Below are 24,100 nucleotides of genomic sequence, written 5' to 3' on the forward strand. Positions count from 1 at the left end.
AACTTAATCAAGCGGCTCCTCATAAGTCGCCGGCAATACAATAACAGCAGCTGTGCCTTCTTCCTCTCGCTTGCGATAGCTAAGCCCGAACGTATTGCCGAAGTGCAGCTGGATACGCTGATGAATATTGCGGATGCCGTACCCTAGTCTATGATCAACCTTCTCATCATTCAGCAGCTGGTCTATCGCGGCAATATTGGCTTCCTTGTAGCCGTTGTCCTCCACCTTGATCGTCACCCGCTCGCCTTCCAGCGCCGCCGATATCCGGATCTCGCCATCGTCTCCCATCAGCTTGACGCCGTGAATAATCGCGTTTTCGATCAGGGGCTGCAGCGAAATCTTCGGAATGCGAATCATTTTCACGGAATCCGGTATATTCCAGATGACCTTGAACTCGTAGGAATAACGCATCTGCTGAAGATTGACATATGCCTTGGCATGCTCAAGCTCCTCCTCAAGACGAATAAGCTCCCGCCCCCTGCTGAGGCCGATCTTCATCAGCTTCGACAGCTCCTTGATCATCTCTGCGGATTCCGTATTGCCCTCCAGCGTGCTTTTCCAATAAATGCTCTCCAGCGTGTTGTACAGCAAATGAGGATTAATCTGCTGATAGAGCAGTTGAAGCTGAGACTCCTTCGCCTTCAGGTCCATGTTGTACTTGTAATGAATCAGCGCATTCAGCCTGCGCGCCATATCATACATGGCCGACATCAGGACACCGACCTCGTCGCGTCGCCGCTTCGATGGCGTCTCCGGTACCAGCTTGCCCGGCTCATAAGTTCGGACGAACTGGGCCAGCTTCTGCAGCGGCGTCATGAGGGAACGCCAGAAGTAGACCATGATGACGGAGCCAAGCAGCATATAGGCCACCGTAATCAGCTGAATAATCCGCTTCAGCTCATTCTGCTGCTTGAGCAGCGATTGAACCGGAATCTGATAGACCAGCTTATGGCCGATCGCATCATTCTGGCTCGCAATATAGATGGAATCAGAGGTGATCATCTCATGGGTGCGGAACGGCTCCTCCAGGAATCCTTCCTTCTTGTGGCTTCTCATGCTTAGTCCATCAAGTAAGTCATCTGGCAGGTCCAGCAGCTTGCCGTTCTGCCCCGGGACCGTCGAGCTTAAGATGCGGTTGCCGGAATCCGCATACGAGATGACCCCGCTGGGCAGCGAGACGGAGCGAAGCGACTCCGCCAACTTGATGTCCATTTTGGTAGCAATCAGCACACCCAGAAATTCCTTGCCATTGTTCACATTGCCGACCGCGCGTATATAAGCCAGCGTATTGATTTTGGCAAGTCCAAAGTTGTATTCAATAATATCCATATAACCCGAGCCTCGCTTGCTTATCGCATAATCAAACCAGGCCGGTTTTGTTTTATCAGAGAAAAAATAAACGCCTGTCTGCATAATCTGACGCTTCGGCGCAAAAAAGTAGTAATCATTGGGATCATAAATATAAAGGGAGTAATAGACGGCTTCGCCGCCATTGATAGGGATGGAATAGCTATTCAGCATGCGATCGACGCTATCGAATTTTCTGACCCGTTCAATTACTGCATCCTTGCCGCTTGGAACGAGCCTTTGCGTAGTCGGATTCTGAATAATGGTAGCTGTCACCTTGTTGACTGTTTCGATATCCCGATTAATAATGGTATGATTTTGCTTGATTAACTCCACATATGCGTTCGTCACATGATTCTTAAGCAAATTCTCTGCCTGAAAGTTGCCATACCAGTGCAGAAGGAAGACAGGACTGACCATCGCAAGAAACAACAAGACGAGCTGCTGCTTCATGTTCAGTCTTGTAAGCGGGTTAATCGGGTTTCCGCGCATAACGGCTCCTCCTGTCAGTCTAGGTCGTTCGAATGTCCTATTGTTCAAATTAGAGTCATATCAGTACTATAGCAAAAAAACAGCGCTTACAGTGTAGTTAATTCTACGCTCTTCCCCCCCTTGCGGGGTCCGAATCGTAGAAATACACCTAAGCGCTTTTATCCACCCTTTTCCTACTCCGCCAGAAAGCGGAACATCTCTTCGTGTACCTCCCTCGGCCGTTCGTGATTAATGCCATGTCCGGTGTGCTCCATGATCCGGTAAGCGTATTGTCCCCGTCTGATCAAGTCCACAGTACGTTTCGATACGATGCGATACTGGTCACCCAGCAGAAAAAACAGCTTGTCCTTCACCGCCGCTCCCTTCGCCTCATCATACGTCTCCACCTTATGCGGGAACATCGCCCCCTGGTTATGCGACTTCATCATCAGCACCAGATGATTGGCCAGCTTGGGATGCCGATCGAACACATCCGATTGCGGCGCGCTCAGCCGTCTGACGATGCGATGCATGTTGCGTTCCGTAGGCATCAAAATTTCAGGGAACATGAGCAGCAATGTGGAGATCATGGACTTGATGGGACTGGTCACGATTCCTCCCTCCAGACACATCGTTTTCCGAATTCGCTCAGGATGCACAGTCGTATAATGATAGGCCATGTATGCGCCATTCGAGACACCCGCCATATATACCTGATCCAGCTCAAAAAAATCAATAACCTCGCTCAGCCATTCCGTCTGGCGGAAGGACTCCTTCGTATACTGCTCGTTAGGCACGCTCTTCCCCGGTCCGCCAAGCGTATCAACCGCAATGCAGAAGTACCGCTTCGACAACTCCTTCATATTAAGCGCCCACATCACCGCCGAGTTGTCACCCACGCCGTGCAGCAGCACAAGCGGTGGATTTCCCTTGTCTCCCGCAGTGAGGCAATGCGTGCTTCCCCATTTCGAGGGAACTTCATGTGACACAGTCTCCACGCCCCACATCGCAATCAACTCGTCATAGGATGCAAGCATCTTCCGGCGAGCCTGTTCGGATTTGAACACCTTCATCATTCGTGGCCTCTTCCTTTCGCTGCGCTAGCCGCATATTGTAACGAAGCTATTTCCTCATAAAAGCCAACACCACGTCAGTATCCGGGAACGGAAGCTCGCTTGTCGTCTGAATACGGGAGATGCCAAGCCCCTGAATGAACGAGAAGTAGGCAATCGCCAGCATAAGCGGATCGCCGTCTGCAATCTCGCCCATCCGCTGTCCTTCCATGACCATCGGCACAAAATGCTTGAACGGCTCGCCCATCTTTTCCTTGGCCATCCGCTTCGCCTCTTCAGGGATGGCGTCTGCCGCAGCCGTCTGCAGCAGATTCAGCCGCCAATGCTGCATAGCCAGACTGTCCGGCGCAAGGAACGCCTCCGTCAGCCATGTAATCCGCTGCATCGGAGTCCCCTCCAGGCGGGCAGCGAATTCGACAGCTCTGCCCGCTCCATCCGCAGCCTGCTCCACGATTCGGGTGAATATCTCATCCTTGGATCTAAAATAGTTGTAGACGTAACCCTGACTAAAGCCGGCACTCTCGGCAATATCCTTAATCTTGGTCCCGGCAAAGCCCTTGCGCGAGAACACATCGACCGCATGCAGCATAATTTGCCGGACACCATGCTCTTTGGCCCCGTCTTCGAAGCTGCGCTTGAAAAACTGCTGGAGCTGCTCGCTCTGAATAGACATGAAGATGCTCCTCTCATCGAGTATTGATATTAGACATTTAAGACAGTTAGAGAATATGAATGAACGTTCATTCATATTCTACTATAATATGGATCTTAATTGCTAGAACTATTTTCCTATACCTATTTAACAGCTCCCTAGACAACTCCCCTCCAACAAGAAAGGTCGGTGTACCACGAAGGAAGCAACGGATAAGTCATTCCCAAACGTTGAATGAAAAAGCCTTCAAAACCACCGAAAAGTGGGTTTGAAGGCTTCTCTCTTGCTTGAAATCTTGTCTACCATAGGGGCTGTAAAATCATAAATGACCTTTGAGACAGCTCCTGTTTTTGTTGGTTTATGAGTCGCAAGTTATTGTTTGGCAGCAGCTCCGGGGTAGCTCTAAGCCGTGTTTTACAGCTTACAGATGCTCGAGGCGCGGCCACGAATGCTCTAAGCCGACTTTCTCGGCTTGCAGACGCTCGGGACGCGGCCACGAATGCTCTAAGCCGGGTTTCTCGGCTTGCAGCTCAGCTTTCCTCTCGGCTCACACTCAGACTGACTCAAAAACTATCGTTAGATGACTGAGGGACGCCCCTTCTTACAACTAATGGCACAACCATTCGCTTTTAGGACAGTCTCCTCAGTTTCGTGTGAATTATTTCTTATTAAGCAGATCAAACACTTTCAAGATGACTTTCGCCGCTTCAGCTCTGGTTGTTTTGTCATCTGCGGCAAACTTGCCATTGCCTTTCCCCTCCATAATGCCCTGCTTCTGCATAGCATCAATGGCCCATTTCGCCCAGCTTGGCATGCTGGCATTGTCTGCGAACGAGGTTTGTGCGTTCGCTTGCTCCGCCGCATGTAATGCCCTGGCGATCATGACGGCCATCTCGGCGCGAGAGATGAGCGCTTTCGGACGGAAGGTGCCGTCCTCATAGCCTTGAATGATGCCGGCCTTCACAGCCAGCTGCACCGATTCTTTAGCCCAGCCGCTGATGGAAGTCTCGTCGGCGAATCCAGGCGCCGCCTGATCTTCCTTAAGTCCTAAGGCTTTTACAATCAGATGTGCGAATTCTTCTCTCGTAATCTGACCTTCCGGTCGGAAGGTACCGTCCGGATATCCCGTGATCAGACCCAGCGCAACCGCGCGTTCGATCATGCCCTTCGCCCAATGCCCGGTGATATCGCCCAGTACAGGCGTATTCGGGTCGACAGGATTAGTCGGTCCCTCGCCTTCCTCGCCAGGGTCCGTATTTCCTCCCGGCTCTGTACCCGTGCCCGGATTTGGTTCGATGCTTGCGACAAGCGTCTTGACCAGACGCAGGTTGCTGGCCTTCGATTGATTGCCCGCTGCGTCATAGGCAATAACCATGTACGCATATTGCGTGTTCGACTTCAGCCTCGTATCCCTGAATTTCGTATCGGTTGTCGTTGCGATCTCCACATCATCACGATAGATCTTGTAGCCCGCTACACCGAGATTATCCGTAGACGGCAGCCAACTCAGCTCGATCGACGAGGATGAAATAGCTCTGGCATTGTCAATAACCGCTGCGGTCGGCGCTTCCGTGTCCACAAGCACAGGCGTCCACCAGTTGCCGGATGTTACGATCATGCTAAGCAAACGAATGTTATTGCTGAAATATACCGTATCCTCCGTAGAAGGCGCTGCATTGTAGTCCCATAGGTCATTCAGCCACTTCTGGTTCGATGCGTCCAGCATTGCTCCCACCATGAACGGCGCGGTAAAGGTCAGGTCGGACCATTCCGCAAGCTCCTTTGTTCCATCCAAGGTATACCCGCTCTTAATGTTGGAAGGCTTATCTCCCGATTTCTTGCGAATCCATTCTGTCATTTTGTTCAATTGATCTTTGGCTCTGCTCTCCCTAGTAATAAGGAAGTCCGTTCCGAGACGCCAAGGCGTTCTCGCGGAGTTGTAATAGTAATCGCCGTCATTCTCCGATTCCAGGAATCCAGGCGGCGCCGGGATGAAGGCTTCGCCATCGCGAATGACGAAATCCGGGATAAGTCCCGTCTCCTTACTATGCGATTGATAAAGCCCGTTCAGGATGCTGTACGTACTGTCAATGACTTGATCCCAGCGCTTGTCGCCCGTTACTACGCGGAAGTCTTTCAAGTGCTGCAGCATCCAGTCCGATGGCCTTGTTGCGCTTCCCCACTTGCCCGAGGTTGCCCAATCCGCCAGTCGCAGCGTCCAATCGGACTTGTTCACTTCGCTGTCCATAATGGCGTTAATCAGCGTTTTTGCTTCTTCAAGATAGTTAATATCTCCCTTGCTGCCCCACTGGCTATGGGCCAATAGCAAGGCATAAGCGATATCCAAATCCCCGTCGGTTGCGGAATCCACGCCGCTGACGCTTAGAATTTCCGAGCCTGTATCGCCTTGCTTCCAAGCCATGAGCGCAGGATTGATTTCGCTCGGATGGGCTTTGAAGTAGTGGAACATGGCGTCAAAATCAGCCTTCGATTCTTCATCGTTCTGAGCCATTAATGCCAGAATCAGCATGCCATAGCCATGCGCTTCCGATACCGTAATCGGCATGAAGGTAATGTCGCCTTCCGTCTCTTCTTCAAACCAGCTTCCATCCGCATACCACACATACTTTTCAGTTGTTGTCGTATTGTACGGATTCGTCTTCAAGTATTTCGCTTTCCATTCCTTGAACAGCTTCAGCACAGTTGCATCCATCTGCTCTTGCGTCACATGATTCGGCTTGATGCTGCCCTCCGCATAAGCGGTATGCTGAGGGAACGGCTTGAACGGACCTTCCCCATCTTTACCGGAGAGTGTTTTAACCTCCGCACTATTGCTGGCGAGCGATTCAATATTTTCCGGGCTAAAGGCTTTGACACTATAACGATAGGTCTTGCCCGGTGTCAGTCCGTTATCGATATAGGACGTGGTATTCCCCGCTACCGTAGCGATCTTCACCGCATCCCGGTACACCTGGTAGCCGCTAACCTTCACATTGCCGGAAGAAGCCGTCCATGACAGGTTCACCTGATATTCCGAGACCGCAGTTCCCTTCAGCCCAGTAGGCGCGGATGGCGGCTCTTCGTCCACGGGACCATCGATGGTCGTCACCTCGACCGCATCGGAGTTTATTCTAGCCCCAACAGCTTTGACGATAAAGTCGTACTTTTTGGCCGGGTTCAGTCCCTTCACCTCAAAGCTGTAGGACTTCTGGCCAGCCTTCACAGGAATATATTCGCTCCAATGCGTCAGCACCTTATCGTTTTTCTCGTAGATTCGGAATCCTCTGACCGGCTCATCGCTGGTTGATGGCGTGTTCCAGGTCAATGTTGCCGTTGTCCCGTCAAGCTTCAACTCTACCGACTCTGGCACAGCCGGCTTCACGTCGGTTCTCTTAATGCCGTACTTGTCGTATTCCAACAAGCCGTTGCCTACCGTGCCTGCCTTCCCTTCATCGTCAACGGCAGCCGTATACGACTTGAAGGACAGCACCTCTTCCGTGATCGAGACATCGGTAAACATCTTTTTGGATGGCTGTTCATTCACATCCGCGAAGAAATGATCGTATAGAACCGGATTGCCGTTTTCGTCCAGCTTCACAATCGCATTCCAGTTCTCGTCGAACTCATACTGATATTCCGCTTTCTGATAAAACTTATTGCCCAGTGCATTCGGCATCAAATAGATCGTGCCTTTAGGATTAACCGCATTGCCGTTAGTATCGAATGTGAGCGCGGAACGCGGCACCACCTCGTTGCCGTACATCTGGAAGGAACGCATATACATATGGTCATGCGCCTCGAATACCATATCGATGCCCAGCTCATCGAATACCGGAATCAGATGCTGGCGGTAAAATTGTACGCGGGCGTCTTCGTACTTCGAAGAATTGTCGCCGGAGGCGTACGGGCTCTTATGGAAGGTGACAAACTTCCATTTCTTATCCGACTTCGCTACCGTATTGCGCATCCAATCGAGCTGAGCGCGGAATTCCGGATCTTCCCAATCGATGCTTTTGCCGTCGGAAGCCAGGCCGCCCTCGAATTGCGAATTGAATACCATGTACAAGGCGTCACCATATTCGAACGAATAGACGGAGCCCTCATGCGTGCCTTCTACGACCTGCTGCGGCACATTGAAGTGATGATAGAAATTGTTGCTGTCAGTCGTGACATCTCCGTCATAATCATTCACCTCATGGCCGCCAAGTACAGGCACATAAGGCACTTTCAGCAAGGTATCCTCGGCTACGCTCAGCATCCATTGCCACTGCGTCTCCAGGTCGCCGTTGTCCACCAGATCCCCGGCTACGATAATAAACTTCGGATCGCCAATGAAATCGGCAGCTTTCTTGAACGTATCGGCCCATGGCTCAAAGTTGGTCAGCGTGGACGCTTGCGAATCCGCACCTACGATGAACCGGTAATCCTGATGCTCGGCCGCATCCGTCGTGAATGTGCCGATCTTGCTCCAGGAGCCTGCCTCACCGTTGCCGAGACGGAACTTGTACGTCGTCCCCGGCTTGAGGCCGTCCGCAATCGCCTTATGGCTGAAGAATTTCGTCTTCGTATTGGTCGCCCGGTCTGCGGCGATCATATACGTCTCTACGATATCCTCTGTTCCTTCGAATACAAGCGTGCCGTCCGCAGGGAAGATGCCCCCTTGAACCTTGCTCGCTTCAGCAACCTCGGCAACGGTGCCCGTCGAAGAATCCGTATACCAGGCAAATCCGATGCTGGTGCGCGGGTCGCCGTTAAATGACATCGTCACAAGCTTCGGCTTAAGCGGCGACTCCGCCACTTGGAAGCTCCATACAAAGTCTTGATTTAACGGAACGCCATCAGCGCCCTTTATCATTTCTTTAGGAATCGTTACGGTATACGTCTCTCCGTAAGTAAGTGCAGGCGCCGTTATGTTCAGCGTATCCCGCTTGGCGCTGTCAACCGCAGCCGCTACATCCTTCACAGCCGCTTGCTTGGAATCCGCCAAGCGTACCTGACCGTTGCCTGTTACGGCAATCTCCTTGCTGAATTGAACGCTAAGAGGTGTCGCCGGGTCCACATTTATGGCCTTATGCGCTGGCGTTGCCAGAATCGCAAGCGTTGGGATTACGACTTCCCCACCGTTCGAATCACCTTTGATCGCCACATTGCTAATGTAGCTGGAGCCCGATGCTCCCACAGCCGCATTGCTCGCCGTGTTGGTCGGCGTCGTGGACGTGACGACCCAGCGGATGTAAAGCATATCGCGGTCGTCCGCCTCTGCTGGCAGAGGCTGTTCAATGAGCTGAGCAGTTGAGGCATAGCTGCCGTTCACAAGCTTCAGCTGCGTCTGCGGCACGTCCTTCCATTCTGTACCGTCAACGCTGTATTGCAGTTTGAAATCAGCAGGACCCGATCCCGATGAGCGCTGCTTGGACGATACTTTAATCCCCTCATGCCCTTTTGTCGGGAGAGCGGCCAGCCAATATTTCGACCCTGCTCCATTGTCCCAGCCTTGGTATTGCACGCTGTTCTCCGAGGAAGAGTTGGTCACTGCCTCATAGCTTGGTCCGCCTACGGTGCGCAGAGTAGCTGCGCTGCTGTATACGCCTTCCGTAGACTTATGGATGCCGATCTGACCTTCCTCGGCACGGAAGCTGGACCATGCAGCAAGCGTATCCGCCGCTTTATCCTTCGTCTTCACGATAACGGCAGCGCTTTTGCCCGACTCGTTATCTCTGGCGTCATAAGCACTAATCTCGTAGGAGTAAGAAGTCGCCAGCTTCAATCCCGAATCGGTGTACGTCGTGCCCGATGTATCGCCTACTTTCACATTGTCGCGATAAATAGAGTAGCCGGTTACCGCTTCATTATCGGTAGATTCATCCCATGACAAGGCAATCGACTGATGGGTCAAGGCCGTTCCTTTGACATTAGCGGGAACGGACGGTGCTTCTTCATCCACGATGATGACAGCGCCATCTATTGCCTTTCCTTTCAGAACGACATCATGCAGTGTGCTGACGCCCCATTCCCCGATTACTCCCCGATCCGGATTAGCTACATGGGTGGATGAGATCACCCAGCGGATGTAGACTTGATCCTGATTATTAAGGGAGGCAGGCAGCGCTTCATCGACCAGTCTGCACTTGTCGCTGGAGCATGTGCTGGACGGAGGCAGCTCCAAATCCTTGATTTTCGTCCAAGTTGTCTGATCTGTGCTGACCTCCACTGCAAAGTCCTTCGGCCCGGAATTGCCCGACCGCTGCCACGAGGACAATGTCAGATTTTCGAAGTTTTTGGTAGACACGGCAACCAGCCAATACTTGGTTCCTACCCCGTCCCGCCATTCTACATATCCAGGCTGACCCGGATCATATTTTGCACCGCCTGTAATGCTCAGCTCTGCATCTGCACGGTTGACGCCTCCGCTTGCCGGGCGGGCCGGGTCGGCGCCTAGCGCCGACCCCGTCCATTCTGCTATCGTATACACTTCATCCGCAGCGGGAGCCGCGTAAGCCCGGTTCATGCCGAAGCCCGCGCCGCCTATTGTTCCTGCAAACATGATAAACACCATGATAATAGCTATTGCGCGTGATATTCTATGAGCGGATCTCATGGGTATATACAAGATGATTCCTCCTCTTCTCATGGGGTTCAAATACTGCGTACCCGTGTGCCCTCGTATTCTGTTGATGCCTTGCTTCTAGGACAACTATAGCTCCCAACTATTACAGCAGTGTCAACCAAAAATAGAGATGTTGTAAAGGGGGAGTGCTGCATGCTGGCAAACGTGATGCCAGCTCTTAGCCTCCATTAATAAGGAGAACCGGACGTTTGGATGCAGTGGAGTTTTCTTTGGTCGCCAGAACCGCTCCGGCATCATGATCAATCCCCACTATACGGAACGAAACGGTGTCGCTCGATTGCGAATTGACGAAAGAAGTTACATCCAGGTAGATGTAGCCGGCCGTTCCGGTTGCCGTAGCCGAACCTTGGGATACGCCTGCTTCTGTCGGCTGATTCGCAAAGGTGATCGAAGCTTCAGACCAAGTGTTGTTATTGATGCCGAATGCCCGAATCGGCACAGAGGTTGCATTGCTATGCACGCTCTCCACATACAGCCTGATCTTGGCCGAAGTAATCGGACCGGTCACCGAAGATTTGATAAACTTCAAATAGCCTTGTCTTGCAAAAGAGAGATTCGGATCGTTCTTCTTCACAGTCATCGAGGTTTCCGTGCTGTAATTGATCGTGCTGTACGTGCCGCCTCTTACATACGTGTCCGATACGACAGGCAAGGTCACGCCGCTGGTCGAGCCGCCGCCCTGCGCAGTAGGCTTCCACCAGTTGCCTGAGATGTAGAGCAGGTTAAGCATATTGTACGAGTCGCTGAAATAGCTGGACTTCGCATTTTTCATATAATCCCAGCCTGCATTCACCCATGCCTGATTGCCGCTGCTAGCTGTAGCTCCGGAGATGAATGGAGAAGTGAATACAGCGGAGCTGTACGTGTTAAGCGCCGTGCCGCTAAGCGAGTAACCCGCCTTTACATTAGTTGGATTATTGCTTGTTGCGCCTTTTATCCAGGTCGACATTTTATCCACGATTGTCTTGCCGCGCGTCTCGCCGTACATGGCATAGTCCATGACCATTCTGAGCGGTACTCTGGCTGCATTGTAGTAATATTGGTTGGTCTGCTGGAACTCGTTCAGGAACCATTCCGGAGCAGGCTGAGCAGGACTGTTAATGATAAAGTCGGAGATTAGTCCCGTAGTCGGCGCATACGTATTGCTCACTTGGGAATAAGCCGTGTAGAGCGCATTGATGACATTCAGCCACGTATTGTCCCCAGTCACATCGTAGAAAGCGCGCAGATGGCTCATCATCCAGTCCGAAGGTCTGGAATTGTGAGTTGTCTTGGAATCCCAGTCTCCCAAATTCAGACGATTGTTGTTCGTTACGTTGCTCGATTTGATCGCATTGATCATCTTGGTCGCTTCTTGCAAGTAATTGATCGTACCGCCCGATCCCCATTGGTTATGGGCCAAAATAAGCGAGTACGCAATATCCAGATCGCCATCCGTTGCCGAACTGAAATTGCCCTGTGCATTCACATGGTCGGCTACGACCCAGCCCATCAGATTGGAGTTAACAGAGCTTTTGAAAGCTCTTGCTGTCTTGAACAATCCGTCATAGATCGTTTTGGCATTGGCATCATGACCGGCCATCAGCGCGGTAATAATCATGCCGTAGCCCTGTCCCTCGGAAGTGCCAAGCGGTACGAAGCCGCCTGAGCTGCCTGTAATCTCACCCTTGACATAGTAGCCGCCCGGCAAAGAGGCAAGATTGTTTTTCAGGTACTTCCCTTTCCAATAGTCATAGTAGGATGCGACCGACGCATTCATAGCTGCCTGGGTTACATGATTGGGCTTAATAATGCCGGAATAGGAAACTTGCTGTGGGAAAGGGCGCAGCTCACCCGCTCCATATGCTGTATCTACTAGCAATGATTGCGTTTTCATTAAAGTCATGAGCAAAGCCATTACAAGGCTTATCATCATGACTTTCCTCATTGTCTTACCTTTTTTCAAGTCTTTCCCGCAATTAGCCAGATTCGTGTTCATCACGACACCTCCAACGGTTTTTATGAGACTTGAAGAGAAGAAATCGAGCAAGCCTTGCTCATCGCTATGCTATTCCTTACTGCCCAGTGTGAATCAGCCTTCTCGTAGATTCTCTGACGATCAATTCCGGTTGAAGCTTGATATGCTCCACCGCATCATGTTGATGCTCTTCCTTGCTCCCGATCTGCTTGAGCAGCAGCTCGATCGCTTGTGCGCCGATCGATTCGACGGGCTGGCGTACGGTTGTTAGCAATGGACGAAGCTGAGTCGCGAACAACTGGTCGTCATACCCGACGACTGATACATCATCCGGTATACGGAGGCCGTTGTTCTTCAGCGCGTCCATCACGCCGAATGCCATCATATCATCCCCGGCAAAGACAGCCGTCGGAAGACTTCCCGACTTGATCCAGCGCTCCGCAATCTCGTATCCCGACGGAATATCGAAGTTGCCTTGCTCAATCCGGGGTTCAAGTCCCGCTTCCTTCATAGCTTCCTTGTAGCCGCGAACCCTCTCTTTGCTGCTTAGGAACGAATCGGAACCGCATATATGAGCGATGGAGATATGTCCAAGATCAATCAGATGTCTCGTCGCCTCGTAGCCGCCGCGGAAATTGTCCACTTGCACAGACGGCGCGAGGGAATTCTCCTGCTGATTGTCGACGAGGACGTAAGGGATATTTTTGCGCGTCAATTCTTGCTCATATCTCTCTTCGTTAATCGGGGACAGCACGATCATGCCGTCTACCCGATCCTCTTGAAATATAGCATTATGCATATCATTTTCATCTTCTTGCGAGATGAAGAGCGCCAGCAAGTAGTGATGCTCGGCCATCTTATCATTGATTTCCTTCACTACGGCATCGAGGAAGGAGTCGTTCAGCGTCATGATCGCAATGCCGATAACCCCTGTTTTACCCCGTGCCAGGCTGCGGGCAGCGGCGCTAGGAGAATAACCCAGCTCCTTCATGGCATGAAGAACCTTCAACCGATTCTTCTCCCGCACCGTTCCCGCGTTATTAATGACCCGTGACACCGTCACAACCGATAGTCCTGACTTGCGTGCCACGTCGAATATGTTCACTTTCATCCGTGCTTCTCTCCTTGCGATAGTCCGCGTATCTCTTTACGATATCACATTTTGAGCGAAGTTGGCAGTACCGCTGCCTGGCACGGATCGAATCGATGTCTTAGGCGCTCGCAAGCGTCCTTAGTAATGTGATGGCTTCTGCGCGAGTAAGCGCAGCATCCGGTCCGAACGGCTGCGATTGCGGCTGGAATAACCGGGCGCCCGCTTCGCCAAGAGCCAGAATGGATGGTTTGGCCCAAGCTGGTATAGCAGCATCATCCGAGAAGCCCGTTGCTGCAGATTCAGCCGACAGCTCCAGCTTCCTCGCGGATGCCAGCAATACGGCCGCTTCTGCTCTCGTCAGCTTCTGCGACGGCAGGAATTGTGCTCCGAAGAGGCCATTCGCAATTCCCGCTTCTACGAGCTGTGCTACATAGCGGTTAGCCCAAGGCGCGATGGCTGCCTTGTCTTCGAATGTCAGCGCAGCTCCATTGCCATTCAGCTTCAGCGACTTCGCCAGCATGACGGAGAATTCAGCACGGGACACGCCTTCATCCGGCTTGAATGTGCCGTTCGGGTAACCGTTCACGATGCCCTCTGCAAGCGACTTTACGATATCCGCTTCAGCCGCGTGGCCTGCAATATCGGTAGAAGCTACGCCTGTCGGCGACCACCAGTTGCCAGACACTACGATCATGCTAAGCAGGCGGATCGAGTTGCCATAGTAATAGCGCCATTCCAGTGCAACGGAGTTGGCTTCCTCTGTGTGGTAATCCCACAGATCGTTCAGCCACTGCTGATTGCTCTTGTCGATCATCGCGCTGACCATGAGCGGAGCCGTAAATTCAAGGCCGCCGTCCCACTCGCTCAGCTTCGTCTTGCCGTCAAGCGAATAGCCGGACCATACTTCATATGGTGCGGTATGCTTCTCAGATACAAATGTGTTCAACGTAGACAATTGATCATACGCTCTCTTATCGCCCGTCAGCAGGAAGTCGGACGCAATCCGCCAAGGCGTGCGGCAAGAGTTGTAGTTATACGCGCCGTCGAATTCCGACTCCAGGAAGTGCCCGCTTTCTGTCGTCCACTTGAATTCCGATACCGGCTTGTATGTGCCGTCCGCATCGCGATAGACGAAGTCCGGCAGCAATCCCGTTTTCGGGCTGTACGTCTTGTGTACATCATTAACGATGCCGTATGTTGTCTCAAGCACATTCAGCCAGCGCTTGTCGCCAGTCGCTTTGTAGAATTCCTTCAAATGCTGAAGCATGAAGTCCGAAGGACGAGTAGCCGGCTTGAAGCTTGGCTCGCTGTCAGAGATCGGAACCCAGTCACCCAATTGCAGGTGGAAGTGCTCTGGATGAACTTCGCTCTCCATGATCGCATTGATCACTTTGACCGCTTCACCCTTGTAGTTAATCGCGCCTGCGCTGCCCCATTGCTTATCGGCAAGCAGCAAAGCGTAAGCGATATCCATATCGCCGTCGATAGCGGAGTCGGTGCCGTTCACGTCGATGATTGCGCCATCGCGGTCAGCCTGCTGCCATGCCATCAGGTCAGGATGAAGCTCGCTCGGATGTACGCGGAAGAACCGGTACATGCCGTCGAAAATCCCTTTCGCTTCCGGATCATGTCCCGCCATTAGCGCAGTAATCATCATGCCATAGCCATGTGCTTCAGATACGGTAATGGCATCCCCGTTCCAGCCGCCGTCGTTGTACCAGATATAATACTGGCTGTTATCGTACGGGTTTTTCTTGATGTATTTCAGCTTGTATTGGTCGTACAGCAATGCAACCTCGGCATCCATCTGCTTCTGGGTCACATGGCTCGGCTTGATGCTTCCTTCCGCATAGCTCATATGCTGGGGGAAGGGCCTAAGCGGCTTATCCGACTCGCCCGAGCCGCTAGCAGCGCTTGCGGCATATCCAATCGGTGCCAGGGTAAGAGATAAGACCAGGGCAACGACCAGCACCATGATGGAGATAATCGCCACAGGTGAGTAAGGCTTGTAGGAATCACGAATCTTCATGTTCTTCATCACTGCCTTTCAGTAAATAGTTGAGAACTAAAAATTTAAGCGCTTTAACTTTTGATGTGCTTAACTCCCTTGCTTCTGAGCTTCTCTCACTCCCTTCGATATGAAAGCGCTTATATACGTATTGTAAAATCGTGCTAATTGAAAGTCAATAAGAAAATTAAAGCGTTTTAACTTTTCGTTCAAAACGCACAATAGACGAGCTATTTTTAACACTGCGCCAGGGCTGTTCCGATCATCCTATTCAAAAATAGCTTCATTAATAGCTTTATTATTTGATTCATTCATAGCTTCATTAATAGCTATATTTATGGCCCGCCAATAAAGATTGATAAGTTTGTGTAAAGCGATTTTGTTTGACAACCTGATTCGGAATGTGATTTAATATCCTATGCATATAATGAGAATGACTATCATCATCAACATCTACAGAAGGGTTGGCGTTCCAACAATGAGTCGAAAGTTACTTGCTCCTTTTATTCTTATGATGGTGCTGATCATCAGCGCCTGCGGAAGCAACAATACCGCTAGCAATCCATCTCCGTCCCCAAGTGCGAGTGAATCCACAGCCCCCGATGCTGGCAACAACGGCAATAGCGGGACGATTACTTATCAATCTGAGCTTGGCCCGGTAGAGGTCCCTGCTAATCCGCAGCGTATTGTCGCGCTATCCAGCGCACCAAATTTGCTCTCGCTCGGCGCTAAGCTCGTCGGGGTCGACGAGTGGACTTACGGCAATCCCCTCTTCACAGAGATGTTGACAGATACGGCTGTTGTGTCTGATACAAACCTGGAGAAGATCCTGGAGCTGGAGCCGGACCTGATTCTGGCCGGGGCTCAACTGAACAACATCAGCAAATTGCAGGAGATCGCGCCTACAGTTGTGTATACATGGGGCAAAAACGATTACCTGACGCAGCAGCTGGAAGTCGGCAAGCTTATCAATAAAGAAAAAGAAGCGCAGGCTTGGATCGAAGATTTCACCAAACGCGCTGAAGAACTGGGCAAGAAGGTTAAGGAGAAAATCGGCGAAGACGCAACCGTATCGGTAATCGAAGTTGGCGACAACAAGACGTTCTATGTATTCGGCAATAACTTTGCCCGCGGAACTGAGCTGCTGTACCAAGCGATGGGGCTGAATATGCCGGAAAAAGTAAAACAAGACGCGCTTGAAAGCGGCTTGTTCACACTATCAACTGAGGTGCTGGACCAATATGCCGGCGATTGGATTATCCTGAGCCGCAACTCGAAGGCTGACGTTTCCTTCATGGAGCTGGAGACATGGAAGAACATCCCTGCAGTCAAGAACGGCCACGTCATCGAGATCGACACAGAAGCTTCTTCTTATAGCGACCCTACTACTCTTGATAATCTGTTTAAGATTTTTGAAGAAGGGTTTTTGAAGTAAAGGTTCGTGTAAACTTGTGAAAAAGACCGAGATCGCTTAGCGAATCTCGGTCTTTTAATTTGTTTCTTTAAAACGAATAATTGGTGATCATTGTGCCTTCAATCAGCCACAGCTAACGTTAACCAAACTTCCTGTAAAAACGAAAAAATTCCTGTCCACTTCCCCCATTCCCTTCAACCCTACTCCCACAAGGTCTCACCGCCAATTCTGAGATAAAAAACCCTGTCCCAAAAAGCAGAGAAAAGTCCTGAAAACTGGAAGGAAACTGGTTCAATCGTGAACGAAAACGACTAATAATTCGTGTCCCTGAAGGGATAGAGAAGTGCCTGAAAAAGCAGGAATCGGCATTTAAAACGCTTGGGCAAGAGCCTGGGAAATGCCTGAGTAAAACCGTCTCTGCTTACCCCAAACGCCTTGATTAGACTGGGTTTCTGCTTGATTACCTAATCGGGATTGGGATGGAAAATCCCTACTGTGGTGATGTAATGGAAGGGAAAAAGACTGGAGAAGTGGCCCGAGAAAAACGGCAACCAGGTTCCAGTCTTTGGTGGTTTGGGGACAGTTGTTTTTAGTTAGGGAAGGTAATTTTGAAATTTGACGGGAATTTTTTATTTGTTAAATAGAAGAAAACTGTAGATTGTGATCTGAAAACAATAAAAAAGAGCTTAATTTACATTAGCCTATTTTACTAAGAGGAATCAGGGATTCCTTGCTTAGTCAGCTATGTAATATTAGCTCTTGAACTCAAGGTTAGTTATTCAGTAATTTGATTATAGTTTATTATTCGTAATTAGTCAATACTTATTTCAAGCCCCCCAAGAAAAGAAAACCTGTTCGGTGGTATCGCAGTTGTACCTTTAAATCGCATTATTCTAAGCAATTCCAACGGTTTATCTTGGGAGTTTGTAACTGCAATCACTGATTTCAAGCTATTTTTATAAAGATTATAATCAACCCTTTTATGATCGTTTATTTCAATTAAAGTTTTGGGTGTTTGTGAATCATGTAACCACGAATATGAAATAGCATTAATAATTGTTTCAACATAATACTTTAATCGGGAGTATGTATTATCAAGAATTTTTGAATCATTGACTCCACTATGGGCCAACATATTTCTTAATCGATACATTTGCTTTATGTCATTGTTAAGTATGTGCTCAAGTTGAATTAGAGATTTACCTGCGTGCTCAAATTGACTAAATGTCCTTAAAGTTTGACGTTCAACAAATTCACTACTCGCCAATGAAAATGAAAAACCATCCCACCACTTCTTCTTGAAGTTTTTATACAGAAGGAAGATGCACGATTGATCCGCGATGGTCAAATTATTTACATCGATTCCTGATGAATTCAACTTAGAAGATACATACTCAAATAGAACTTTTGATGATTCTTTGTAGTCCTCACCATACAAAGCAATTAATTTTTTGAAAAATGTCTTATTGATTTTTCTAAAATAAAACAACCCCATATATGGAATGAAGTTTCTGCAAACTGATTCCACTTTGTTATCATGAACAGAGTGGACCATCATAAACTCCATAATGCTCCATAAAATTAGAAAGGACGTTCTTTTATCATTAGACTTATTAAGCGTTTGTACCCATTCGTTTAATCTAAATAGTTCATCGCAAACATAACTATTTACCTCATTAAAATCTGTAGATTTCCAAAGGGAATCGAAATGTTTTATTTTTACACTATCAATTATTTTTTTATTATTCGCCTTAAAAATCTTCTTACCGTCTTTTCTAATAACAGGTTGAATAATCTCTCTGGTTCTCTCTTCATAAGCCAGTAGCTTTTCAGACAAGTCGTTTAACACCCGATCAACATATAATCCATCAATTTTATTTAAAGAGAAGTAAAAAATAATTTTATTTCCCAATCTCCTGCTTCTAAACAAGCTTATTCTCTTTTGCTCTTCATACATTCTTAGAATTTTCCTCACAAAACTACTTATGTTTTTCAAGTTTAAATCAGAAATTTCTATTGTTATGGAGCATTTAACCGAAGCCAGCTTATTATTATTTGGGTTTCCAATTTCCTTGAGATGCATAATAATTTTTCTAAAGACCTCTTGAGTATTAACAGGATCTTGCCTAAACCAGTTATTACATATTGCATAGACCTCAGCAATCGCATTGCCTCGGTACTCTAAATATTCAACTACAGAGCAAATAAGCTCATCGATAAAGGAATATTCGTCGAAGTCCTTTGCATTGATCCCCTTATTAATCACGTACTGTATAGTTTTGATTAAGCCTAAGTAACTATTATAATTTGAAAGAACCTCGAACAGATTAGGTATATATGTTGTTGTTTTTAATTCATTTATTAAAGTTAATGCTGTAAAGAGAGGTTTCATTTCTTTAACAGGAATATAATTTGCTGATTTCAATAGAAGACTGGAATGCTCAATAATTTGAGTTATAGATCCTTTCAGATATTCTGCCGATAATTCACGAACCGCTGGTGGCATTGAAACAAATTGTCTTGATAATTCAAGCAAACCACATATAGGGAAGTTATTGAATTCGATGTCACCATTTGATCTTAACATTTGGAGAAACCTTTCATTAAAATACTTTGTTTTCTCAATTTGTTTCTGATCATTCATTCGAGTTCCCTCTCAATTTCACTATAAACTTTTTTGTTGAGCCATAAGCAATCTGTTTAGATTTTCATAAACAATCTCCCGTAAATTTTCAATTCCTAAGAAGTGTTCAAAATCACGATATATTGAAGGAATATCTTCTGGCACAGTCTGACGATTATTATATTTGCTATACGGTCCATCGGTCTCAATTAAAATGTATCTTAAAGGTATACTTTGAATTATCTCCTTTCCTTTTTTTGTCCTTAACATTGAGGGATTTAGAGATAGATAATAACGTGATTCAATAACTTCCTGTAGATTCTTTATGCTTCCTGTATACCAATGGAAAACAGCATGCTTAACTCCAAACTCCTTTAAACTTGCTAATACATCCATTCCCGCATTACGTGAATGAACGGACATTATTTTATTCTTATCAGCGGCTTTGCGACAAATGTGGCGAAAAATTCTGGTTTGCTCATCCCGATTCTTAATATGATCTTTGGAAAAGTCCAGTCCGACTTCACCTATATACTTGGTCTCATCGAGATATTCATCAAAATCCTTTTGCTTGAATGGTCGAATGTTGATCATTTCTGGATGATAACCTAATGCTAATTTCACATATTTTGATTCTTGAAAAGTGTCTTTAGCTTTTTTAAAGACTTCTGGAAAATTTGTCACAAATAAAGCGTAGATTTTTTGATCATTATAGAAATCATAGATCCTTTTATAATTTTGGTAATAATCAATATGAACATGAAAATCAACAAAGTTCTTCATAACTTTCCTTTAGGTCCATATATTTTTTTAATCCTCCGCCATTAGTTGCTTCTTCGTAATCAATCATTTGTAGAATCTCTCTTAAAGATTCTCTGTAAACTCTCTCGTATGAATCTAATTCCTCACTTGTTAATGGTCCTTGAATGCGAAGTAGCCTTCTTATATATAATTGATCATTTCTATTTTCTACATACCTTTTTATCGTAAATAAAACAGCTTTTAGATCACTTGCTTTGCCATCAAGTTTTTGATTCTTCTCAATAAAGCTTCTATTCAACTCATAGTTTGGATTATACTGATCCTCAAAAAACTCATTAGAAATTAGCGATGCCCTACGTATGAGGCAAGGATAACAATAACCACAGTTTACAGGTGGACTCTCTCCATCATATCTGCCATGACATGGATGAGAACAAGATAAAGTAGCCTTATAGTTCTCTCGGAAGACGGGATTATTTTGATGTCTCTCCACAATTTCGCCTTTTGTCATTGACGAATAGACATTGGTCACTTGAGTAGTAACTCCAACTTCAATGAGAACCTCATTTAGCAATTTCAGAAAAAATGGGTGGGTTGTTCTGGTACTACAACTTCCACTTCTACTTTGTGTTAATGGTACATTTATGCCAATAAATCCATTTTCAGGTATATACACTGGGGTATTTTCTCCAATGATTGAAGCAACTGCGACTGCGCCTGTAATAAACAAGAATGATCTGCTTCTACTTGTACTTTCACCAGCAACACTTTTATTTATATTTAAAGGCTTACTTGGAGTAACACCAAATTGAACAAAGTCCGAATTCTGCTGTTTATAAGCTTCTTGAATTTCTTTGAAAAGTGATTGTTGCCTTCTAATGAGTAACGAGTATTCTTTAAAACCCAAGAAAAGTGGATTTTTCTTTTCTTCCATTAGCGTTAAAGCACCGCAAAATGAATCCAATCCTCCCGAAAATAATGATACACAATCAAAGGAATTTTTATTTTTAACACTATACTGATTATTAATCTTTTCGCCTCTGAATCTCTCTACCGTAGAATAGAAAGATATGTTCCAAATATCCCCACTTAAAAAAGACAGTGTTCTCTCCAGTTTAGTTTTTACGGTTAGCCATTTCTGAATCTCTAATACGGGGATATTTACGTTTAACTCTCTGCTCCATCCATCTTCAGAGAGCTTTCTGGATATCTTTTTATCAACCGTGAAGATTGCCATTCCAATTATTAAAAAATCCTCAATAATTGGAGATACATTCTCCAAACTAAACATTCGCCACAAGTTCTCTATGTCTGACTTAATATTAGACTTGTTATTTTTAGAGGACAGATTAAATGTTATACCTTGAGCCTCTACTTGTTGTTCATTTTTCACAATCCATACATCACTCATTCGGAATCACCCCACCGTTCAAAAATTCCCCATACATCTTCACACTTTCGTTCAATATACTCTCTTCCTTCTCTCCCTCTCCAATCCATATTCTTCATACCATCTCGTGTATAATTACTTGCAATTTCAAGCCTAATGAACTCCTTAATTCTCCCCTGCATTTTCAAAGCTTGTCCAATATCTTTACAAAGAGCGTTGATTTTTTCGGCAAAATTTGTGAAGAATGATACCTGAACATATTTTGTTAAAAAATCTTGTATAAACAAATCAGTCTCTAATTTAGCAAAAGCATCATCAAGTTCTTCTTTGCTTCGTACACTCCCCATCATTTCTGCCATATATTCTTGCATAGCCTGATCAGCAATCGATTGTTGAAGGGAATCTGTTCCTTCGGAAAAATAATCAATTAACCCTTCGAAAACTTTTTGTGGGCTTTGCCCTTTCAAATGACCTAAACCAACTTGATCGAGTGCTTGGTCTAACCCAATACTTCTAACAAGACCAGAAAAATTCAAAACTTTAGAGCTTGATCTTGAAATTTCTGAATTCCCTTGATTTCTATTTACTTTGCTTGCTTTTGAAAAACTTGAGACTGCCTTTCCTATAGAAGCACTACTATAACCATTTCTATTCATACTGGAAATAGCTCTTTTGCTTTCACTCCATAAATGTCCTGTTGGTGGCAAGTATCCTTTTGATGTTCCCATTGTACTCCCCCACTTAGTCTCTGATTATTCCACTCCAAAAGCTATCTTCTACAATTTTCTCCCCGATAAAGTATGCTTTCAATTCGTTATAATGCAAATCATTTTCCTTCTTAACTAAATTAAATAACAATATAGTTGCTGGAGAAATATCTACTTTTCGCAGTTTTTTGAATTCTTTCAAAAGTTCGTCTCTGTGGTTTGGAAAAAGAACATAAATTTGAACTAATATTTTCAGAATGAATTCTTTATTAGTTTGATACTTAGCGATAATACCTTTTATAACTTTTGAATGTTCGATGTTTGCGCGATTGAAAGCTTCAATATGTTGCTTTCTTAATGTATCGTGCAATCCTTCTGCACATATATCACTGATCCATTTTCTCTCCTCAGCTGTCAAGTTCAAAGTTGAGATATTCTTTTCTTTAATTGAATCTTTTGCTAAGTAAAAATATTGTCTTAAATCTTTCTCAGACAATAGGGTAGGTTCTACGATTAACCACTGTTGAACAATCGGTTGAAACCATGCACTGCTATAACGCTGTTTCAACTCCTGAATGTTTTCTGTTCCTGGATCAATAGAATACTTTTCTAAAGGGCTAAGTTCTTCAGGAATCCCTTCATTTTTAACATGCCAAGAATATAATTCTCTAAACAGATCAACATTGGTATATTCTAAAACCATCAACTTGGCCAGCATTCCTAAATCAAGTTCAAGATTTTGAATTTCAGAAAGCTTCTTTCTTATATAAAATGTGTTTAAAAAACGTTTTGCTTGCCGTGGGTTTCCTTTCAATGTACCCGAAATAACATCTGCTACTCTGCCAAAAATGTCTAACTGTAGCTCAAAATCTTCTTTGCTGTAACCCGCTTTAAAAAATATTTGGGAAATACTAACTTCTCGCTCTAATATCGAGCGAATCTCTTGTTGGCTAATAATCTCTCCTTTCACAAAAACCTTTCTATCTTTTAGTCCACGTAGTAATTGATCTAAATAAGTCTCATTTAAAAACATTTCGCAAACCAGTAGTAACAAATAATTTTTAACTTCAATATCTGATAATTCAGGTATTTTGATAGGCAACTGAACTATCTTCTCTATGTAATCTTTTGAAATATCAAGTGTAGCTTCATCTACTTTGGGATATTTTCTTTGTATCGCATAACTCATAACATCTTCATCAATTGCTATGATAAACGTTGTTCTCTTAACTGATAAAAATAATTTTATTGCTTCTATAGTCTCAATTATGCGTTCTGGACTACATCGGTCTAAATCATCAATAATAATAATGAGATTTTCCAAACCAGACTTTTTCATCATTTGTTCAAATTCTTCACGAAATTTTCTGATATTCTGTACAATATTATTTTCTGGAACCTCCTTTAAAAATTCTTTCATTTCAAGCAGTTGAGTAATCTTTTCTTCCGTTTGACTCGCATTCTTAGGAATTAACGCATTTACACCTTCTAATAAAATAGGAATTGGATTACCGAAAGCCGCACTTAAAAGCAAGGGTGTTCCCTTTTTCAGAACATGACCGCCTAACCTAAACCAATCCACCCGATCTTTTAACGTCTTGAGTTCACTACTTACTTTTTCTCGCACATTTGTATTTTCTTCTAAGGTTGTCAAAATCACTTCCATTAATGCCGTTTTTGCATCATCATAACCTTCAAACATCCAAGCATTCACAGAAATTGAAGCAAGCTTTTCATTTTTTTCGATTTCTATTTTCTTCTCAATTAAATTTAAAACAGTAGATTTCCCACTTCCCCAATTCCCAAACAACCCAATAGTCAGTGGATTTACTCTCTCACTTAATGCCATCTCATGTAATAATTCAGCATAGGGTTCAAAAGAAAGCATATCGATCTTGGAAGCATTATCTGCCCACATAAAACATCCTCTTTTCTCATTAGAAGGATTCATTTCTACGCATCTCAAAATTCAATC

General features: G+C 46.0%; 13 protein-coding genes and 1 pseudogene. 1 reads left to right on the forward strand and 13 read right to left on the reverse strand.

Annotated features, from left to right (window positions below; all coding sequences use genetic code 11):
- Positions 1-3 precede the first annotated feature (3 nt).
- From ACFVSO_RS19655 to ACFVSO_RS19685, 8 genes and pseudogenes are all read right to left on the reverse strand, one after another.
- A complete protein-coding gene (locus tag ACFVSO_RS19655; RefSeq protein WP_387476689.1) occupies positions 4-1,839 on the reverse strand; it encodes a sensor histidine kinase in 1,836 nt (611 codons plus the stop codon).
- Positions 1,840-2,012: 173 nt separating this feature from the next.
- On the reverse strand, positions 2,013-2,894 hold the full coding sequence (locus ACFVSO_RS19660; RefSeq protein ID WP_387476691.1) for an alpha/beta fold hydrolase: 882 nt from the start codon (positions 2,892-2,894) through the stop codon (positions 2,013-2,015).
- A gap of 46 nt (positions 2,895-2,940) precedes the next feature.
- Positions 2,941-3,564 (reverse strand): TetR/AcrR family transcriptional regulator, encoded by a 624-nt coding sequence (locus ACFVSO_RS19665; RefSeq protein ID WP_387476693.1) that lies wholly within the window; start codon positions 3,562-3,564, stop codon positions 2,941-2,943.
- 637 nt (positions 3,565-4,201) lie between these two features.
- Positions 4,202-10,153, reverse strand: a complete 5,952-nt coding sequence (locus ACFVSO_RS19670) for a glycosyl hydrolase family 8 (protein ID WP_387476695.1) — start codon at positions 10,151-10,153, stop codon at positions 4,202-4,204.
- Between the two features lie 175 nt (positions 10,154-10,328).
- Positions 10,329-10,829: a CBM96 family carbohydrate-binding protein gene (locus ACFVSO_RS28855; protein ID WP_483875071.1), complete on the reverse strand. Its 501-nt coding sequence runs from the start codon at positions 10,827-10,829 to the stop codon at positions 10,329-10,331.
- A 30-nt stretch (positions 10,830-10,859) separates the two neighbouring features.
- Positions 10,860-12,149, reverse strand: a pseudogene (locus ACFVSO_RS19675) (family 8 glycosyl hydrolase); the annotation flags it as partial.
- A gap of 76 nt (positions 12,150-12,225) precedes the next feature.
- Positions 12,226-13,239, reverse strand: a complete 1,014-nt coding sequence (locus tag ACFVSO_RS19680) for a LacI family DNA-binding transcriptional regulator (RefSeq protein WP_387476697.1) — start codon at positions 13,237-13,239, stop codon at positions 12,226-12,228.
- 100 nt (positions 13,240-13,339) lie between these two features.
- Positions 13,340-15,250 carry a glycosyl hydrolase family 8 gene (locus ACFVSO_RS19685; RefSeq protein WP_387476699.1) on the reverse strand — a complete coding sequence of 637 codons (1,911 nt, stop codon included), beginning with the start codon at positions 15,248-15,250 and terminating at the stop codon, positions 13,340-13,342.
- Between the two features lie 457 nt (positions 15,251-15,707).
- On the opposite strand from ACFVSO_RS19685, the gene ACFVSO_RS19690 reads away from it, so the two are divergent.
- A complete protein-coding gene (locus tag ACFVSO_RS19690) occupies positions 15,708-16,664 on the forward strand; it encodes an iron-hydroxamate ABC transporter substrate-binding protein (protein ID WP_387476701.1) in 957 nt (318 codons plus the stop codon).
- Between the two features lie 790 nt (positions 16,665-17,454).
- Here ACFVSO_RS19690 and ACFVSO_RS19695 read toward each other — a convergent pair.
- Genes ACFVSO_RS19695 through ACFVSO_RS19715 form a run of 5 tightly spaced genes read right to left on the reverse strand, consistent with a single transcriptional unit; the run spans position 17,455 to position 24,043 of the window.
- Positions 17,455-19,287: a hypothetical protein gene (locus ACFVSO_RS19695; RefSeq protein WP_387476703.1), complete on the reverse strand. Its 1,833-nt coding sequence runs from the start codon at positions 19,285-19,287 to the stop codon at positions 17,455-17,457.
- A 21-nt stretch (positions 19,288-19,308) separates the two neighbouring features.
- Positions 19,309-20,049: a TatD family hydrolase gene (locus ACFVSO_RS19700; RefSeq protein ID WP_387476705.1), complete on the reverse strand. Its 741-nt coding sequence runs from the start codon at positions 20,047-20,049 to the stop codon at positions 19,309-19,311.
- Positions 20,033-21,439 (reverse strand): Qat anti-phage system QueC-like protein QatC, encoded by a 1,407-nt coding sequence (gene qatC, locus ACFVSO_RS19705; RefSeq protein WP_387476707.1) that lies wholly within the window; start codon positions 21,437-21,439, stop codon positions 20,033-20,035. Before qatC ends, ACFVSO_RS19700 begins: the two co-directional genes overlap by 17 nt.
- Complete coding sequence (locus ACFVSO_RS19710; RefSeq protein WP_387476709.1) at positions 21,436-22,146, reverse strand: hypothetical protein; 711 nt, start codon at positions 22,144-22,146, stop codon at positions 21,436-21,438. The genes qatC and ACFVSO_RS19710 overlap by 4 nt, the downstream gene beginning before the upstream one ends.
- A 13-nt stretch (positions 22,147-22,159) precedes the next feature.
- Positions 22,160-24,043: a KAP family P-loop NTPase fold protein gene (locus tag ACFVSO_RS19715; RefSeq protein ID WP_387476711.1), complete on the reverse strand. Its 1,884-nt coding sequence runs from the start codon at positions 24,041-24,043 to the stop codon at positions 22,160-22,162.
- Between the last annotated feature and the right edge of the window lie 57 nt (positions 24,044-24,100).

It is taken from the genome of Paenibacillus sp. NPDC057967, from assembly GCF_042887015.1.
Taxonomy (GTDB): domain Bacteria; phylum Bacillota; class Bacilli; order Paenibacillales; family Paenibacillaceae; genus Pristimantibacillus.

Bases quoted from the DNA above. Each gene is read 5' to 3' on its own strand.
- ACFVSO_RS19710 (WP_387476709.1), bottom strand. From the start codon at position 22,146: ATGGGAACATCAAAAGGATACTTGCCACCAACAGGACATTTATGGAGT.
- ACFVSO_RS19655 (WP_387476689.1), bottom strand. From the start codon at position 1,839: ATGCGCGGAAACCCGATTAACCCGCTTACAAGACTGAACATGAAGCAG.
- ACFVSO_RS19690 (WP_387476701.1), top strand. From the start codon at position 15,708: ATGAGTCGAAAGTTACTTGCTCCTTTTATTCTTATGATGGTGCTGATC.
- qatC (WP_387476707.1), bottom strand. From the start codon at position 21,439: ATGAGTGATGTATGGATTGTGAAAAATGAACAACAAGTAGAGGCTCAA.
- ACFVSO_RS19665 (WP_387476693.1), bottom strand. From the start codon at position 3,564: ATGTCTATTCAGAGCGAGCAGCTCCAGCAGTTTTTCAAGCGCAGCTTC.
- ACFVSO_RS19660 (WP_387476691.1), bottom strand. From the start codon at position 2,894: ATGATGAAGGTGTTCAAATCCGAACAGGCTCGCCGGAAGATGCTTGCA.
- ACFVSO_RS19700 (WP_387476705.1), bottom strand. From the start codon at position 20,049: ATGAAGAACTTTGTTGATTTTCATGTTCATATTGATTATTACCAAAAT.
- ACFVSO_RS19680 (WP_387476697.1), bottom strand. From the start codon at position 13,239: ATGAAAGTGAACATATTCGACGTGGCACGCAAGTCAGGACTATCGGTT.
- ACFVSO_RS19685 (WP_387476699.1), bottom strand. From the start codon at position 15,250: ATGAAGATTCGTGATTCCTACAAGCCTTACTCACCTGTGGCGATTATC.
- ACFVSO_RS19695 (WP_387476703.1), bottom strand. From the start codon at position 19,287: ATGAATGATCAGAAACAAATTGAGAAAACAAAGTATTTTAATGAAAGG.
- ACFVSO_RS19715 (WP_387476711.1), bottom strand. From the start codon at position 24,043: ATGTGGGCAGATAATGCTTCCAAGATCGATATGCTTTCTTTTGAACCC.